Below are 16,170 nucleotides of genomic sequence, written 5' to 3'. Positions count from 1 at the left end.
AATGACCTACTCTTGATTATCCCCGAAGGGGACGCATGGGTATATCGTCTGCACTATGATGGATGCTATCAACCACCGTACTCTCAAATTTTGAACTAAAAAAACCCGCTATATGATCGCGGGCTGTTTCGCGACTCTCTAAAGTCAATTAAGCGCCTGGAAATGACCTACTCTTTTATCCCCGAAGGGGACGCATGGGCATATTCGACAAACTGCTGTCATGTTTTGGCCAATAACAAACTCTACACTATAAATTGCAGACGTAAAAAAGCCCGTTACGTTAGTAACGGGCTTATCACTACTCTTTCGAGTCAATTAGGCGCCTGGAAATGACCTACTCTCGCATGGGGAGACCCCAAACTACCATCGGCGATACTGTGTTTCACTTCTGAGTTCGGAATGGGATCAGGTGGTGCCACAGCTCTATGGTTTCCAGACAAATTTTGTTTATCTAACGCACTATTCTTGATGCATTAAATAATAATTCGGAAAGCTGATTGCTTTTACTCTATCAAGAGTCTTGAGTTCAACAAGTACACGAATGTACTTGATGTCATAAACGCATTGAGCATTTTATGACCACTGTTTAAGCGCCTCATTCTAATACTAAGTCGTATCAGTAAAACCCATCTGGGTTGTATGGTTAAGCCTCACGGGTCATTAGTACAAGTTAGCTCAACGCCTCACAACGCTTACACACCTTGCCTATCAACGTAGTAGTCTCCTACGGCCCTTTAGAGAGCTTAAAGCTCTAGGGATGACTCATCTTAGGGCTCGCTTCCCGCTTAGATGCTTTCAGCGGTTATCGATTCCGAACGTAGCTACCGGGCAATGCCATTGGCATGACAACCCGAACACCAGCGGTTCGTCCACTCCGGTCCTCTCGTACTAGGAGCAGCTCCCTTCAATCATCCAACGCCCACGGCAGATAGGGACCGAACTGTCTCACGACGTTCTGAACCCAGCTCGCGTACCACTTTAAATGGCGAACAGCCATACCCTTGGGACCGACTTCAGCCCCAGGATGTGATGAGCCGACATCGAGGTGCCAAACACCGCCGTCGATATGAACTCTTGGGCGGTATCAGCCTGTTATCCCCGGAGTACCTTTTATCCGTTGAGCGATGGCCCTTCCATTCAGAACCACCGGATCACTATGACCTACTTTCGTACCTGCTCGACGTGTATGTCTCGCAGTTAAGCTGGCTTATGCCATTGCACTAACCGTACGATGTCCGACCGTACTTAGCCAACCTTCGTGCTCCTCCGTTACTCTTTGGGAGGAGACCGCCCCAGTCAAACTACCCACCAGGCACTGTCCTCAACCCCGATAAGGGGCCAGAGTTAGAACATCAAAACTACAAGGGTGGTATTTCAAGATTGACTCCACTCAGACTAGCGTCCAAGCTTCAAAGTCTCCCACCTATCCTACACATGTAGGTTCAATGTTCAGTGCCAAGCTATAGTAAAGGTTCACGGGGTCTTTCCGTCTAGCCGCGGGTATACGGCATCTTCACCGCAATTTCAACTTCACTGAGTCTCGGCTGGAGACAGCGTGGCCATCATTACGCCATTCGTGCAGGTCGGAACTTACCCGACAAGGAATTTCGCTACCTTAGGACCGTTATAGTTACGGCCGCCGTTTACCGGGGCTTCGATCATGAGCTTCTCCGAAGATAACCCAATCAATTAACCTTCCGGCACCGGGCAGGCGTCACACCGTATACGTCATCTTGCGATTTTGCACAGTGCTGTGTTTTTGATAAACAGTTGCAGCCACCTGGTATCTGCGACTCCCGTCAGCTTAGAGAGCAAGTCTCATCACCAACAAGAGCGTACCTTCTCCCGAAGTTACGGTACCATTTTGCCTAGTTCCTTCAGCCGAGTTCTCTCAAGCGCCTTGGTATTCTCTACCCGACCACCTGTGTCGGTTTGGGGTACGATTCCCGCTAACCTGAAGCTTAGAAGATTTTCCTGGAAGCATGGCATCAACTACTTCATCACCTTAGTGACTCGTCATCAGCTCTCAGCCTGTACATTAAAGTACGATTTCCCGGATTTGCCTAAGAAATCAACCTACCACCTTAAACGCGGACTACCAACGCCGCGCTAGCCTAGCCTTCTCCGTCTCTCCATCGCAGTTAGCGGAAGTACAGAAATATTAATCTGTTTCCCATCGATTACGCCTTTCGGCCTCACCTTAGGGGTCGACTCACCCTGCCCCGATTAACGTTGGACAGGAACCCTTGGTCTTCCGGCGAGGGAGTTTTTCACTCCCTTTATCGTTACTCATGTCAGCATTCGCACTTCTGATACGTCCAGTGTGGGTTACCCCTTCACCTTCAACCGCTTACAGAACGCTCCTCTACCGCGCATCTCTAATGAAATGCACCCGTAGCTTCGGTGGTATGTTTAGCCCCGTTAAATCTTCCGCGCAGGCCGACTCGACTAGTGAGCTATTACGCTTTCTTTAAATGATGGCTGCTTCTAAGCCAACATCCTAGCTGTCTAAGCCTTCCCACATCGTTTCCCACTTAACATACACTTTGGGACCTTAGCTGACGGTCTGGGTTGTTTCCCTTTTGACAACGGACGTTAGCACCCGCTGTCTGTCTCCCGAGTAGTACTCATTGGTATTCGGAGTTTGCAAAGGGTTGGTAAGTCGGGATGACCCCCTAGCCTTAACAGTGCTCTACCCCCAATGGTATTCGCTCGAGGCGCTACCTAAATAGCTTTCGAGGAGAACCAGATATCTCCGAGTTTGATTGGCCTTTCACCCCCAGCCACAAGTCATCCGCTCATTTTTCAACATAAGTCGGTTCGGTCCTCCAGTTGATGTTACTCAACCTTCAACCTGCCCATGGCTAGATCACTCGGTTTCGGGTCTACACCTTGCAACTAAACGCGCAGTTAACACTCGGTTTCCCTACGGCTCCGCTATTCGCTTAACCTCGCTACAAAATGTAAGTCGCTGACCCATTATACAAAAGGTACGCAGTCACGGTCTCAAGAACCGCTCCCACTGCTTGTACGTATACGGTTTCAGGTTCTATTTCACTCCCCTCACAGGGGTTCTTTTCGCCTTTCCCTCACGGTACTGGTTCACTATCGGTCAGTCAGGAGTATTTAGCCTTGGAGGATGGTCCCCCCATATTCAAACAGGATGTCACGTGTCCCGCCTTACTCGTTTTCATCTATGGTTAGTTTTCATGTACGGGGCTATCACCCTGTGCCGCTGTGCTTTCCAACACATTCCACTAACACCCCATAGACTTAAGGGCTAATCCCCGTTCGCTCGCCGCTACTAGGGGAATCTCGGTTGATTTCTTTTCCTCCGGGTACTTAGATGTTTCAGTTCCCCGGGTTTGCCTCACTACACTATGTATTCATGTAGTGATAACAGCTTATGCTGCTGGGTTTCCCCATTCGGATATCGTTAGCTCAAATGCTTATTACTAGCTCGCCAACGCTTTTCGCAAGTTATTACGTCCTTCATCGCCTCTGACTGCCAAGGCATCCACCGTATACGCTTGGTCACTTAACCATACAACCCAAATGAGTTTCACTTACGTGAACATCTGGGTCATATCATGACCAGCTGGTTTTTACTTGTCTCACCTCCGACCAGGAAGTGGACTCGCCTTAGTTTTTAGAATATTCAAGACACTTAAACAGTGTTTTGAGAACTCAAGTGTTAATGCTTTCGCATTAACGTTTTTCGCACTAACATCATCACACCAATAACAACGAATCATCATCTATGCGCCTTTAGTTAGTACTATCAGCTTTCCAAATTGTTAAAGAACAACACTTAACCGGCAAGCGGTGTGTTTCACTCTACTTCCGAAGAAGTTAACAAGTAATCTGTGTGAACACTCACATGCATCTCTGCACTTTAGGTATTGAGTTAGTCGTATAGGTAAGGAGGTGATCCAGCCCCAGGTTCCCCTAGGGCTACCTTGTTACGACTTCACCCCAGTCATGAACCACAAAGTGGTGAGCGTTCTCCCGAAGGTTAAACTACCCACTTCTTTTGCAGCCCACTCCCATGGTGTGACGGGCGGTGTGTACAAGGCCCGGGAACGTATTCACCGTGGCATTCTGATCCACGATTACTAGCGATTCCGACTTCACGGAGTCGAGTTGCAGACTCCGATCCGGACTACGACGTACTTTGTGAGATTAGCTCCACCTCGCGGCTTTGCAACCCTCTGTATACGCCATTGTAGCACGTGTGTAGCCCTACTCGTAAGGGCCATGATGACTTGACGTCGTCCCCACCTTCCTCCGGTTTATCACCGGCAGTCTCCCTAGAGTTCCCACCATTACGTGCTGGCAAATAAGGATAGGGGTTGCGCTCGTTGCGGGACTTAACCCAACATTTCACAACACGAGCTGACGACAGCCATGCAGCACCTGTCTCACAGTTCCCGAAGGCACAAGTCCATCTCTGGTCTCTTCTGTGGATGTCAAGAGTAGGTAAGGTTCTTCGCGTTGCATCGAATTAAACCACATGCTCCACCGCTTGTGCGGGCCCCCGTCAATTCATTTGAGTTTTAACCTTGCGGCCGTACTCCCCAGGCGGTCTACTTAATGCGTTAGCTTGGGAGCCCAGTGACTAAGTCACCAAACTCCGAGTAGACATCGTTTACGGCGTGGACTACCAGGGTATCTAATCCTGTTTGCTCCCCACGCTTTCGTGCATGAGCGTCAGTCTTTGTCCAGGGGGCCGCCTTCGCCACCGGTATTCCTCCAGATATCTACGCATTTCACCGCTACACCTGGAATTCTACCCCCCTCTACAAGACTCTAGTTCGCCAGTTCCAAATGCAATTCCCAGGTTGAGCCCGGGGATTTCACATCTGGCTTAACAAACCGCCTGCGCACGCTTTACGCCCAGTAATTCCGATTAACGCTCGGACCCTCCGTATTACCGCGGCTGCTGGCACGGAGTTAGCCGGTCCTTCTTCTGTAGGTAACGTCACAGTAATAGTTTATTAAACTATTACCTTTCCTCCCTACTGAAAGTGCTTTACAACCCGAAGGCCTTCTTCACACACGCGGCATGGCTGCATCAGGGTTTCCCCCATTGTGCAATATTCCCCACTGCTGCCTCCCGTAGGAGTCTGGGCCGTGTCTCAGTCCCAGTGTGGCTGATCATCCTCTCAGAACAGCTAGGGATCGTCGCCTTGGTGAGCCATTACCTCACCAACTAGCTAATCCCACCTAGGTTCATCCAATCGCGGAAGGCCCGAAGGTCCCCTCCTTTCCCCCGTAGGGCGTATGCGGTATTAGCAGTCGTTTCCAACTGTTATCCCCCTCGACTGGGCAGATCCCTAGGCATTACTCACCCGTCCGCCGCTCGTCACCTCAGGAGCAAGCTCCCTTGTGTTACCGCTCGACTTGCATGTGTTAGGCCTGCCGCCAGCGTTCAATCTGAGCCATGATCAAACTCTTCAATTAAAGTTCTTTTGAAAACCCCACTCTTATAAATAAGAACGACGCTTTCGGCTCAATGAATTCTGATTTCATTTAAAAGACTCGGAAGAATCAATTAAATGTTTGTACATATTACTATGAACACTCATCGTTGCATTGAGTTGTAATTTTTTGATTGCCAACATTCCGAAGAACAGAAGACAATTTCGAATAACTCAATACCTGTGAATGTCCACACAGATTTCTTGTTTAGATTGTTAAAGAACGTTGCTAACATGAACATCTTTCGATTTTTCATTCAGCGGCCGTTGACGCTAGGTCGTTGGCTTGGGGTGCGTATTCTACGCTTTCCCGGGTTGGCGTCAAGTGTTTTTTCAAACTTTCTTTTCACCTTGAACTCAGTGTTTTGAAGCACTTAATTCAACCTGACTCAGTAACCGCTTGCGCTGTCTGCCGTGTCAGTGGATGCGCATTATAGGCACCACACGTTTTTGCGCAAGGCCTTTTTCAAGGTTATTTGTTATTTTCGGCTTGTTTGCGGATAATTTAGCCTGACCAGCTAGTTTTTAAGCATTATACTGTCACAAACCATGAATATATAAGGATTGTTATGTCGACTAATATAAGAACTTACCAAGGAATACACCCTGATTTAGCTGATAACGTCTATGTTGACGAGTCTGCAGTGCTGGTTGGTGACATTAAATTAGACCATGACGCGAGTGTTTGGCCATTAGTTGCTGCGCGCGGTGACGTAAATAAGATACGCATAGGTAAACGCAGTAATGTGCAGGACGGCAGCATATTACATGTAAGCCGTAAGTCTGCGGCAAATCCTGATGGGCATCCATTGATTATTGGTGATGATGTCACTATTGGTCACAAAGCAATGTTACATGGCTGCAAGATTGGTCATCGTGTACTTATCGGTATGGGGGCAATTTTACTTGATGGTGCAATAGTAGAAGATGATGTGATTGTGGGAGCGGGTTCATTAGTTCCTCCCAATAAGGTTTTGCAGAGTGGTTATTTATATGTTGGCAGCCCATGCAAACAAGTGAGGCCATTAACTGAAGCCGAACGTGCATTTTTGCCACAGTCTGCTGATAACTATGTTCGTTTAAAAAATGAATACTTAGTAGACCTACAACAATAAGCCTGTTCGTTTAATGTAATGGATCGATTTTTCTTGGTCCATTGCATGTCCCCACTAAAATGCCTTACTCCACACATTTTTTTATACTATCTGTTGATAAACTAATGTGGTCTTATATGATAGTAACTCATTAAGTTATGAAGTACTGCGTGTTTGATTGTTGCAACTAAAAATCTAAGAGTCACTATATTGAGCTTTATTGCTAGATAGAGTGACTACATACAGTTTTGAATGCTAACCAGTATCGCCGAATATTTAACAAGGATGGTTAAGTGAAAACCCAAAAACGCGTTTCCACCAAATATATCGGCTATCTTGATATTAAGCAGCACTTACTACTCTTGCTCATCCCTTTATTACTTATCAGTATTATTTCATTTACAGCATTTGATACAGGTAGTGCTTATCAATTCCTATCTCTTATTGGTTGTGGTTACACTACCTGTTATGCCATAACATATTTTGTCCATAGACAAAATATGTTACGCCTTTGGCAACATTTAGAGCAAGTTGTCCACATTAACGATACGACTTATGAATTAGTGAATTTATCCAGTCAATACGATTCTGAAAAAACCTTTTTAGACGCTCTATTGCAAAAAGCAGTAAGTGCTATCGATGATGCCGAAATGGGCAGTATCATTCTGGTTGATAAGAATACCACTAGATTACAATTTGAGTCGGTTGTGGGGTTGGATATAGATGCTCTTCGAAAAATAAACTTTACCTTAGAAGAAACCTTTCAGTTCCGACGGACGAATGGTCGTTGTGATAAGGCGGTTGTGATTAACAACATGAAGAACATCAATGCTAAAAGCACTCTCACAAATGAAGACCAACACGCACTATTACATGCTTCGATACAACCAATTTGTTCCACCTTGTCTAGCCCCATCCGTATTGACGGAGAGCTTTACGGAATGATGAATTTAGACAGTAGCAAGATGGAAGCCTTTGGTGATTACGATATAAATCTGGTGAATATTCTTACATCAGAAGCCGCGAACGCAATTTCACTGTACCAAAAGTCTAAAAAAATTGAGCTCCTGGCTGATTATGATGGATTAACAGGACTGTATAATCGCAAAAAATTTGATGCAACAATTCTACAATGGCAACACCACCCAGAGTTAGCAAGCTATATCATTATTTTGGATATGGATAACTTAAAGCCGTTAAATGATCAGTACGGACATCAAGCCGGGGACGATGCATTAAAGGCTTTTGCGCAATCACTAAAATCAATGTGGCATCCACATTTTTTAGTCGCTCGATATGGCGGTGATGAATTTATTGCACTATGCCGTGGCCCCATCGATGTCTTAGAGCAGCAAATAACACAACTGCAGCATGACCTAACGCTGTTAAACCCCGCGATTCATTTTAGCTATGGACTTGCCCAGTATAATCAAGATTGGTCTAACGCGTTTAAACAGGCAGATAATAATATGTATAGCCAAAAGCGACTGAAGAAACAACTGAATCAGCCTTAAGCTAGAATAATATTACCACTGTCACTAAAAGCTTCTTGTTCAATCAATGCTTCTGCTTGGTCTTCAAGGTCAAAACGACATTGCTCAAATAAACACACGGCATTACTTCCACTCACAATTTGCTTGTCGCAAAGCTCACTGATGGCCGAAAAACTGGCATAACAGTTGATATTAACCCCTTGCTGCTGAGCAACAAACTTCACTTGATTGGTTTCGAGGTAGACTTGATCGGTAAATATCACGCTTTGATTCATTAGTCAGCTGCCTTTTGTGCTAATGATTCACGCAGTTTTAGCATAACCGAACCAGTATCAGGAGTAACCCCACGCCACAAACTAAAGCTTTTTGCCGCTTGACCAACCAACATACCTAGCCCATCAGCAGTTTTACGAGCGTGTTGTTCTTGAGCCCATTGGTTAAAGACTGTGGTTTGTTGGCTGTAGGTCATGTCGTAACAATCTGTTGTTTCATCAACTATAACGTTAGGCAAGGAAATTAATTGTCCAGATAGACCTGCTGAAGTTGAGTTAATCACTAAATCAAATGGCGATATTAGCTCTTCAATGGGTTTAGCAAAAAAGTTACCATACTCATTGAATAAAGCTTGAAGTTGCTCTGCTTTTTCGTGGGTCCGATTACAGATAATCAACTGAGCCACATTGTGTTGTAATATCGGTAAAATGCAGCCTCTTGCCGCGCCACCAGCTCCCACCAATAACACTCGCTTACCTTTCAGCGAACCGAACAGCATTTCCAGGTCATTCACCAAACCAACACCATCGGTGTTGTCACCGCCAATTTTACCATCTGACAAATTAAACAGGGTGTTTACTGAACCTGCGAGTTTAGCCATCTCACTGAGCTCGTCACACATGGCAAATGCTTGCTCTTTAAAAGGTGCAGTAACATTAGCGCCTTTACCACCATCGGCAAAGAATGCCGTTAACGAAGAGTCAAATTGATCGACCGGCGCGAGAATAGCTTCATAGCTTAAGTCTTGCTGAGTTTGCTTGGCAAACTCAGTATGTATAAATGGTGACTTACTTTGGGCTATTGGGTTACCAAATACAGCATACTTATCTGTCATTCGCTTTGTCTCTTCATTAACGATTTAGGGAAACGCCCCACGTAAATCGTGAGATGCTATCGGCTATAGGCTTCAGGCATTGCCGTTTTTTGTAAATAGCGATCACGGAGCTTGTCTTGACGACTGTCTGTGCTTTGCTCCTCTCCTGCAATCCACATCTTTTGCACTTTACTACTGAACTCGAAAGGATCGCCGCTCCATAATACTAAATCGGCAGGCTTGCCGACCGCAATCCGCCCAGAGTCTAAATGAAAAATATCAGCCACATTTGCCGTCACAGAAGCCAGAGCATCATCATAATTCATCCCGTTAGCAACCGCATTACCAGCACTAAAGCGTAGTGCGTAAATACCATGACTATCACCGGGTAATGCAATGGCTACTTTGACACCCGCGTTTGCTAGTTTACCTGCATTTTCGAGTGAATTATGCAATGCATCAAAACTTTCTGGTAAGTTACGCATGCTATCAATAACCACAGGGATGTTTGCTTGCGCGAGCTTATCAGCCACTAATACAGCATCAGCAGCATTGACTAGGATAAGATCTATGCCTAAGTCTTGTTTAAGTTTAATTAAATGCAAAATATCGCTGGCACGGTCGACGTCGATAATTAATGGTTTTTCACCCGCGAGTACCGCGTGAATAATCTCATCTTCACGACTTGGCACTTCGCTATCATCTTCAGCTGTTTTTTTCGTTTTACTCTTTTTGGCTTGCGCTTTTTTAGCATCTTCAAGTTTATGGATCAATTGCTGCATTCCTGCTGCACGAGAGCCTTCTTCTTTGGCACCTAATGCAACCACTAATCCGGTGTTAGCGGCCAGTATACTGTCCCAATCACCACTTAAGTCTACGGTAAATATTTGTCCTGCAAAAATGCCTTCACCACCACCTGATGACACTACATTACGAGTTATTCCGCCTTTGCGAGCAAATGGCACCGTAGACGCCTTGGGGTTGTAAGCTAAACTAGGATCAAAAATGACATCCGCTTCTTTTTCGTAAGCATCACGTGAAGATGCTACCGCACCAATTTCCACTAAGCCCAAATCATTCATACTCGCGATAAAGCCTGGAGTTAATATTGCCCCTTTAGCATCTATCACGGTATCAGCAGTCGGTGACGCCGGATTTATGGCCACAATAGTGCCATCTTCAATCACAACAGTAGCATCGGTTAATACGCCTTGTTCTGTGGCGGTATGCACTGTGGCATGGATAATTGCTACGCTTTCAGCTTGAACTACACCGCAACTTAACGCAAAGCTTATAGATAAACTCAAGGCAAGTACTGATTTATTAAATAATGTCATTGTCTTGATCCTTATTGTTGACCTAACATAAAGTCACTTTGTGCCTGGTAGGCAGGGTCTTGGCGGTCATACACTTTTGCACCATCAATAAATACCTGATCAGCTTGAGCGTATACGCTAAACGGGTTGGTATTCCATACAACCACATCTGCATTTTTACCCTTTTCGAGTGAACCGGTCTTATCGCTAATACCCAATGATTTTGCCGCATTAGCAGTAATCCAACCAATTACGTGCTCAGCTTTTAAGTCAAAGCCGTTAGCATTCGCGTTATTCATGATTTTTGCCGTTTCTTGATTAAGGCGCTGAATGGTTACGCCAGAGTCTGAATGTACGACAGCACAAGAATTTTTAACGGCATCGACCATGGCAACATTTTCAAGCACCATGTCGTATGCTTCGAGTTTAAAGCCCCACCAATCTGGCCACATAGCAGCACAGTTACCATTCTCAGCAAGTAAATCGGCAATTTTATAAGCTTCTACCGCATGATGGAATGTACCTGCGTGATAACCGAACTCCTTACCTAGGTCGATCATCATTGCCATTTCTTCAGCTTTGTAACAATGGTTGTGAATTAAAATATCACCTTCAAGCACACCTTTTAGCGTGTCTTTCATTAAGTCGCGCTCTGGTGCTACAGGGTTCTTACCTGCGGCATAGTCAGCATCATATTTATCCCAAGCACGTTTGTATTCTGTTGCTTGAATAAACGCTGTACGGTAGCCCGCCATATTACCCATACGAGTCATAGGTAATTCGTTACGGCTGCCATATAAAGATTTAGGATTTTCACCACAGGCCATTTTTAATCCATAAGGCGCGGCTGGGAACTTCATCGCTTGCATGGTCGTAGCGGGAACATTTTTGAGTGTCACCCCACGGCCACCAATCAGGTTGGCTGAACCAGGTAAAATTTGTAGCGTAGTGATGCCACCTTCTCGGGCACGATTAAACCCAGGGTCTTGTGGCCATACACTATGCTCTGCCCATACCTCAGCGGTTACTGGGTTGGTCATTTCATTACCGTCATTGTGTGACTCGGCATTGGGACTTGGATAAACCCCTAAGTGTGAATGCACATCAATAATACCAGGGGTAATCCACTTGCCTTTAGCGTCGATAACTACAGCATCTTCAGCGGAAAGCTGTTGACCAACTGCGCTAATTTTACCGTCTTTAATTAATACATCGGCATCATCAATACGTTCACCAGTGCCGGTTAACACAATGGCATTTTTTAACAGTGTGGTTGAATTAGGCAGTATTTGATAAGTACTTGGATACGGATTGGCATTGATTGTGATTTTAGGGTCTTGTTGTTCTGCTGGACTACAACCTGCAATTGCAGTTGATAGCGCCACAGCAACCAAAGAAGGCATTAATTTTGCCATTGGGATCTCCTGTCTTATTTTGCGACTAATCTAACCAAGTTAACTGCCGAAATACAGCCTAATCGTTAAATAATTGGTATCAAAACGTTAACAAAAAAATGATCCTGCCATGACCTTGATTTAGATATAATAACCCCGACACTCTTAAACACTGACTTAAACACTGACAATATGAACTGGTTACGTAAATTATTCGCTAAGCCGCAAACCGCTGATGACAGAGATACAGCGCAGTCAAATGCCTACGACCTTATTGGTGGCGACAAGGTTATCCGCACAATTACCCATGACTTTTATCAACAAATGCAAACACGTCCCGAAACCCAAGCGTTATTAGCGATGCATCACTCGCCAATGCAAGAGTCTGAACAAAAACTGTATGAGTTCTTAAGTGGTTGGTTAGGTGGTCCGCAACTGTATCAACAAAAACATGGTCATCCGGCTTTACGTGCCAGACACATGCACTTCGCGATTGATGAATCAATGCGAGATCAATGGTTAATCTGTATGCGTGCAGCCATTCAAAACAACATAAAAAAGCCTGAACATCAGCAAGTGATTATTCAGGCTATTTCTGCGCTAGCAGATAATATGCGTAATCGTTAGACTGCAGCTAACCAGTCTTGTGGCTTTAGGTAGATGTCATACAGCTCTGCTTCTGCAGTCCCTTCTTCTGGGGTGAATGCATATTCCCAGCGAACCAATGGTGGCATCGACATTAAAATGGATTCCGTTCGGCCACCAGTTTGCAGGCCAAATAAAGTGCCACGATCATAGACCAAGTTAAACTCAACATAGCGACCACGGCGATAAAGCTGGAACTGGCGTTCGTCATCGCCATATTCTAACTCTTTGTTGCGTTCGACTATCGGCGCATAAGCTTCAATAAAACCGTTGCCTACCGCTTGCATAAACTCAAAGCTTCGCTCAAAACCAGGTTCGTTAAGATCATCAAAAAACAATCCACCGACACCACGGGTTTCATTACGATGCGGTAAGAAGAAGTACTCATCACACCATTTTTTATACTTTGGATAAACATCTTCACCAAATGGATCGCAAATATCTTTAGCCGTTTGATGCCAGCTAACGACATCTTCTTTAAATGGATAGTAAGGCGTTAAATCAAATCCACCACCAAACCACCATACTGGGTCGGCACCTTCTTTACGGGCGATAAAAAAACGCACGTTAGCATGAGTCGTTGGAATAAACGGATTATTAGGGTGAATAACCAATGACACCCCCATAGCTTCAAAACTTCGGCCAGCTAATTCTGGACGATGTGCCGTGGCCGATGCGGGCATAGCGGCGCCCATCACATGAGAAAAGTTAACGCCGGCTTGCTCAAATACTTGGCCTTGAGTTAATACTCGACTCGTACCACCGCCACCTTCTTCACGTTCCCACGAATCTGCTTTAAACGTCGCTTTACCATCGAGCAGCTCTAAACGCTGACAAATATTTTGCTGTAATCCCAACAAAAACGATTTTACTTGTTGTGCGTCTGGCACATGGGAAGAGGTGTTTGACATAGTATTAGCTTCCATTACGAAGAATTTGACCACTGCGAGCATCGATAATGGTTGATGGCTGACGTTGTTCGCCCAGCTTACCTAAAATCAATGCATCAATTTTATCGCTAAAATCAGTGATGATATGTTGTGCATCGACTACCGGTTGCTCACCGGCTAAATTGGCACTTGTCGATACTAAGGGTTTATTGAGGGTGTCGCATAACTCTCGAACTACTGGGTGAGCAGATACCCGTACGGCAATTGAATCAAACTCGCCGCATAATAATTTTGATACGTGTGACTGAATAGGCATAACAAATGTAAATGGCCCAGGCCACTTTGATTGAGCAAACTGCAGTTGTTGCTCAGTTAACTGAGTGATATCAAGATAAGGTAATAGTTGCTCAAATGAACTGGCCACCAAAATTAAGCCTTTTTGCCAAGGACGCTGTTTTACTGCCAACAGTTTCTCGATAGCACTGTCATTATCAGGATCGCATCCTAAACCAAATACAGCTTCTGTTGGGTAAGCTATCACGCCACCTTGTTGTATGGTGGTGGCGACAGCCGATGGCTGCAGTTGTAACATTGGATTTCCTTTCATGGTATAGAAACTATAAAGCACGCTTATATTTACAGGATTTTTGCGGACACTCGACTCGGCTACCAGCCGCACCTTTACGTTCGACTAAAATTCCGAAGCCACAGTCTGGGCACGCTTCATTATGGGGAGGATAGTTTACGATAAACTTACATTTTGGGTAGGCACTGCATGCAAAAAAAGTTTTACCATACCGGCTCGTTCGAGATTCTAGATGGCCTTTTTTGCACAATGGGCAAGTTATCTGCTCAGCTTCATTGGCGTGGTCATGCTTTTCAATATGGGTACATTCAGGATAATGCGTACAACCGATAAAAATACCAAATCGACCAGACTTAACAGCCAACTCATTACCACATTTAGGGCACTCAGAACCGCTAATAATTTGGGTTTCGATCGACTCGTGTTGCACTAGCGGACGGGTATAGTCGCAGGTTGGATAGTTATTACAGCCAACAAAACTGCCATGTTTACTGTGTTTAACCGACAACTCAGCGCCACAAACAGGACAAAGTTCAAACTCTTTCTCCAATGCATGTTCGTGGACAGTAAATAGCTGCTGATCAATTTTCGACATGGGTTTCTCTATGAGTAATATTCTATAGACCTAAAAAAGGAGGCTAAGCCTCCTTTCTGTTATGAGTGTAAGCGCCCTTCTGGCTGCTCGAAGATTAAATCTTCCATTTGCTCATAGGCTGACTCATTTCCTGGCACATTAAATAGTACCATTAATACCACCCATTTGAGATCTTCTAACTCTAATGTTGGTTCATCTAACTCCATAACACGGTCAATAACCATTTCACGAGTTTCGACACTGAGCACTTGAATCTGTTCTAAAAACAGTAAAAAACCACGACACTCAACATCTAATTTGGCCATTTCCGCTTTAGTATAAATACGGAATGAATGTTGTGCATGATTACACAAGTACGGTTTATCACTCTCTTGTAGATCAGCTAAGTGCTCTAACCAAGAAAGTGCTTTGATAATATCAACTTGATGAAAACCCGCACGGGTTAACTCTTTAGTGAGTTCATCTTCATCAACTAATAACTCAATCTCACTATGAACATAATTTTCAAATAAATACATGAGGATATCGAACATGGCTAACTCCTCTTTAGTCTGACGTAACCACCGGGCACAGCTGCAACCCACCCTTGTAACTCAAGTTCAAGCATTTGTATTAACACCAGATCTATCGGTTTCCCACTATCCTCAACCACCGAGTCTATCGCGGTTGTTTCATATCCTACACTAGCTAACAGCGGAGGAAATGGCAAATCACTAATATCATTATCCTGTATATGGTGCCGTAGATGCAATTGTTCAAGGTGATAATCTGATAAACAGCCTAATTCTTCTATTATATCGGCAGCAGACTCGACAAGTTTTGCACCATTTTTAATTAAATCATGACAACCTTGGCTATATCCTCCTAATACCGATCCAGGTACAGCAAACACTTCACGATTTTGCTCCATTGCCAACCGAGCACTTATTAATGAACCACTTTTACGGCTTGCCTCAACCACCACAGTACCTAAGCTTAAACCGCTGACAATACGGTTACGCCGAGGAAAGTTACCAGCAAAAGGCCCTATACTTGGCCAGTATTCACTGATGACGCAACCAGTATTAATGATCTCATGATACAAGTGTTGATGACGCTTAGGATAAATACACTCTACTCCACAGCCCAGCACTGCCATGGTCGTTCCATTAACCGCCAAAGTCGCTTTATGGGCTGCACCATCAATACCCGTCGCCATGCCGCTAGTGATCGAAAAACCTTGATTAGCTAAATGACCAGCGAGATCTGTTGCCATATCTAAGCCGCCTCGAGAGGCATTACGGCTACCAACAATCGCAATACTCGGTAATAAAAGGGATGCTATCGAGCCTTTAATAAATAATACCTGCGGTGGATCTGATATTTGCGCAAGTAATGGGGGGTAAAGTGGATCAGAGAGGGTCACAATGTAGTGATTAGGCTGCGAATCGAGCCAGGTTAGAGCTTGCTCTACTTTATTAAAGTCGATATGGCATTTAGCCAACAGGCTTGCCGATAAAGGTAAGGCCTGTGGCTCAAACTCTAGACGTTGACGAATCTCTTCAACGTCCATTTGAGTTAACAATTGTTGAATCCGAGCAGGTCCTAGCC

Annotated in this window: 12 protein-coding genes and 3 rRNA genes; 3 read left to right on the top strand and 12 right to left on the bottom strand. The window is 44.8% G+C overall.

Translation table 11 applies throughout. The features are described 5' to 3' along the window. Positions 1 to 321: 321 nt before the first annotated feature. The 3 genes from rrf to GUY17_RS00190 all read right to left on the bottom strand — a co-directional run bounded on the left by rrf (position 322) and on the right by GUY17_RS00190 (position 5,463). Positions 322 to 437 (bottom strand): 5S ribosomal RNA (gene rrf / locus GUY17_RS00200). Between the two features lie 202 nt (positions 438 to 639). Then, positions 640 to 3,544: ribosomal RNA gene (locus GUY17_RS00195) — 23S ribosomal RNA — on the bottom strand. A 376-nt stretch (positions 3,545 to 3,920) separates the two neighbouring features. Then, a 16S ribosomal RNA gene (locus GUY17_RS00190) occupies positions 3,921 to 5,463 on the bottom strand. The 16S, 23S and 5S rRNA genes sit together here, the layout of an rRNA operon. Positions 5,464 to 6,049: 586 nt before the next feature. On the opposite strand from GUY17_RS00190, the gene GUY17_RS00185 reads away from it, so the two are divergent. Both GUY17_RS00185 and GUY17_RS00180 read left to right on the top strand, forming a co-directional pair. Next, positions 6,050 to 6,595: a gamma carbonic anhydrase family protein gene (locus GUY17_RS00185; protein ID WP_162021974.1), complete on the top strand. Its 546-nt coding sequence runs from the start codon at positions 6,050 to 6,052 to the stop codon at positions 6,593 to 6,595. 272 nt (positions 6,596 to 6,867) lie between these two features. Next, complete coding sequence (locus GUY17_RS00180) at positions 6,868 to 8,088, top strand: sensor domain-containing diguanylate cyclase (RefSeq protein ID WP_162021973.1); 1,221 nt, start codon at positions 6,868 to 6,870, stop codon at positions 8,086 to 8,088. Here GUY17_RS00180 and GUY17_RS00175 read toward each other — a convergent pair. From GUY17_RS00175 to GUY17_RS00160, 4 genes are read right to left on the bottom strand one after another with little or no spacing between them, the layout of a single operon-like run. Continuing rightward, entirely contained in the window at positions 8,085 to 8,342 is a 258-nt protein-coding gene (locus GUY17_RS00175) for a DUF1488 domain-containing protein (protein ID WP_162021972.1), read from the bottom strand. The two genes, GUY17_RS00180 and GUY17_RS00175, sit on opposite strands and share 4 nt — an antisense overlap. Further along, a complete protein-coding gene (gene aroE, locus GUY17_RS00170; RefSeq protein ID WP_162021971.1) occupies positions 8,342 to 9,175 on the bottom strand; it encodes a shikimate dehydrogenase in 834 nt (277 codons plus the stop codon). The genes GUY17_RS00175 and aroE overlap by 1 nt, the downstream gene beginning before the upstream one ends. 56 nt (positions 9,176 to 9,231) lie before the next feature. Continuing rightward, complete coding sequence (locus tag GUY17_RS00165; protein ID WP_162021970.1) at positions 9,232 to 10,491, bottom strand: amidohydrolase family protein; 1,260 nt, start codon at positions 10,489 to 10,491, stop codon at positions 9,232 to 9,234. Positions 10,492 to 10,502: 11 nt separating this feature from the next. Continuing rightward, positions 10,503 to 11,885, bottom strand: coding sequence for an amidohydrolase (locus GUY17_RS00160; protein ID WP_162021969.1), 1,383 nt, complete (start codon positions 11,883 to 11,885; stop codon positions 10,503 to 10,505). Positions 11,886 to 12,056: 171 nt separating this feature from the next. On the opposite strand from GUY17_RS00160, the gene GUY17_RS00155 reads away from it, so the two are divergent. After that, positions 12,057 to 12,491, top strand: coding sequence for a group II truncated hemoglobin (locus tag GUY17_RS00155; protein WP_162021968.1), 435 nt, complete (start codon positions 12,057 to 12,059; stop codon positions 12,489 to 12,491). On the opposite strand, the gene hemF is transcribed toward GUY17_RS00155, so the two are convergent. From hemF to dprA, 5 genes are read right to left on the bottom strand one after another with little or no spacing between them, the layout of a single operon-like run. Further along, positions 12,488 to 13,420 (bottom strand): oxygen-dependent coproporphyrinogen oxidase, encoded by a 933-nt coding sequence (hemF, locus tag GUY17_RS00150; protein ID WP_011635522.1) that lies wholly within the window; start codon positions 13,418 to 13,420, stop codon positions 12,488 to 12,490. The genes GUY17_RS00155 and hemF overlap by 4 nt on opposite strands. A gap of 4 nt (positions 13,421 to 13,424) precedes the next feature. Then, the gene (locus GUY17_RS00145; RefSeq protein ID WP_059746088.1) at positions 13,425 to 13,991 is read right to left on the bottom strand and encodes an L-threonylcarbamoyladenylate synthase; all 567 of its coding nucleotides are present in this window, start codon (positions 13,989 to 13,991) and stop codon (positions 13,425 to 13,427) included. Positions 13,992 to 14,016: 25 nt separating this feature from the next. After that, on the bottom strand, positions 14,017 to 14,580 hold the full coding sequence (locus tag GUY17_RS00140) for a type I DNA topoisomerase (RefSeq protein ID WP_162021967.1): 564 nt from the start codon (positions 14,578 to 14,580) through the stop codon (positions 14,017 to 14,019). A gap of 59 nt (positions 14,581 to 14,639) precedes the next feature. Further along, the gene (locus tag GUY17_RS00135; protein WP_011635519.1) at positions 14,640 to 15,113 is read right to left on the bottom strand and encodes a DUF494 family protein; all 474 of its coding nucleotides are present in this window, start codon (positions 15,111 to 15,113) and stop codon (positions 14,640 to 14,642) included. Between the two features lie 2 nt (positions 15,114 to 15,115). Continuing rightward, the gene (gene dprA, locus GUY17_RS00130; protein WP_162024244.1) at positions 15,116 to 16,132 is read right to left on the bottom strand and encodes a DNA-processing protein DprA; all 1,017 of its coding nucleotides are present in this window, start codon (positions 16,130 to 16,132) and stop codon (positions 15,116 to 15,118) included. Between the last annotated feature and the right edge of the window lie 38 nt (positions 16,133 to 16,170).

The sequence above is a fragment of the Shewanella sp. Arc9-LZ genome (assembly GCF_010092445.1).
In the GTDB taxonomy this organism is placed as follows: domain Bacteria; phylum Pseudomonadota; class Gammaproteobacteria; order Enterobacterales; family Shewanellaceae; genus Shewanella.
This window is presented reverse-complemented; position numbering and strand designations above follow the sequence as displayed.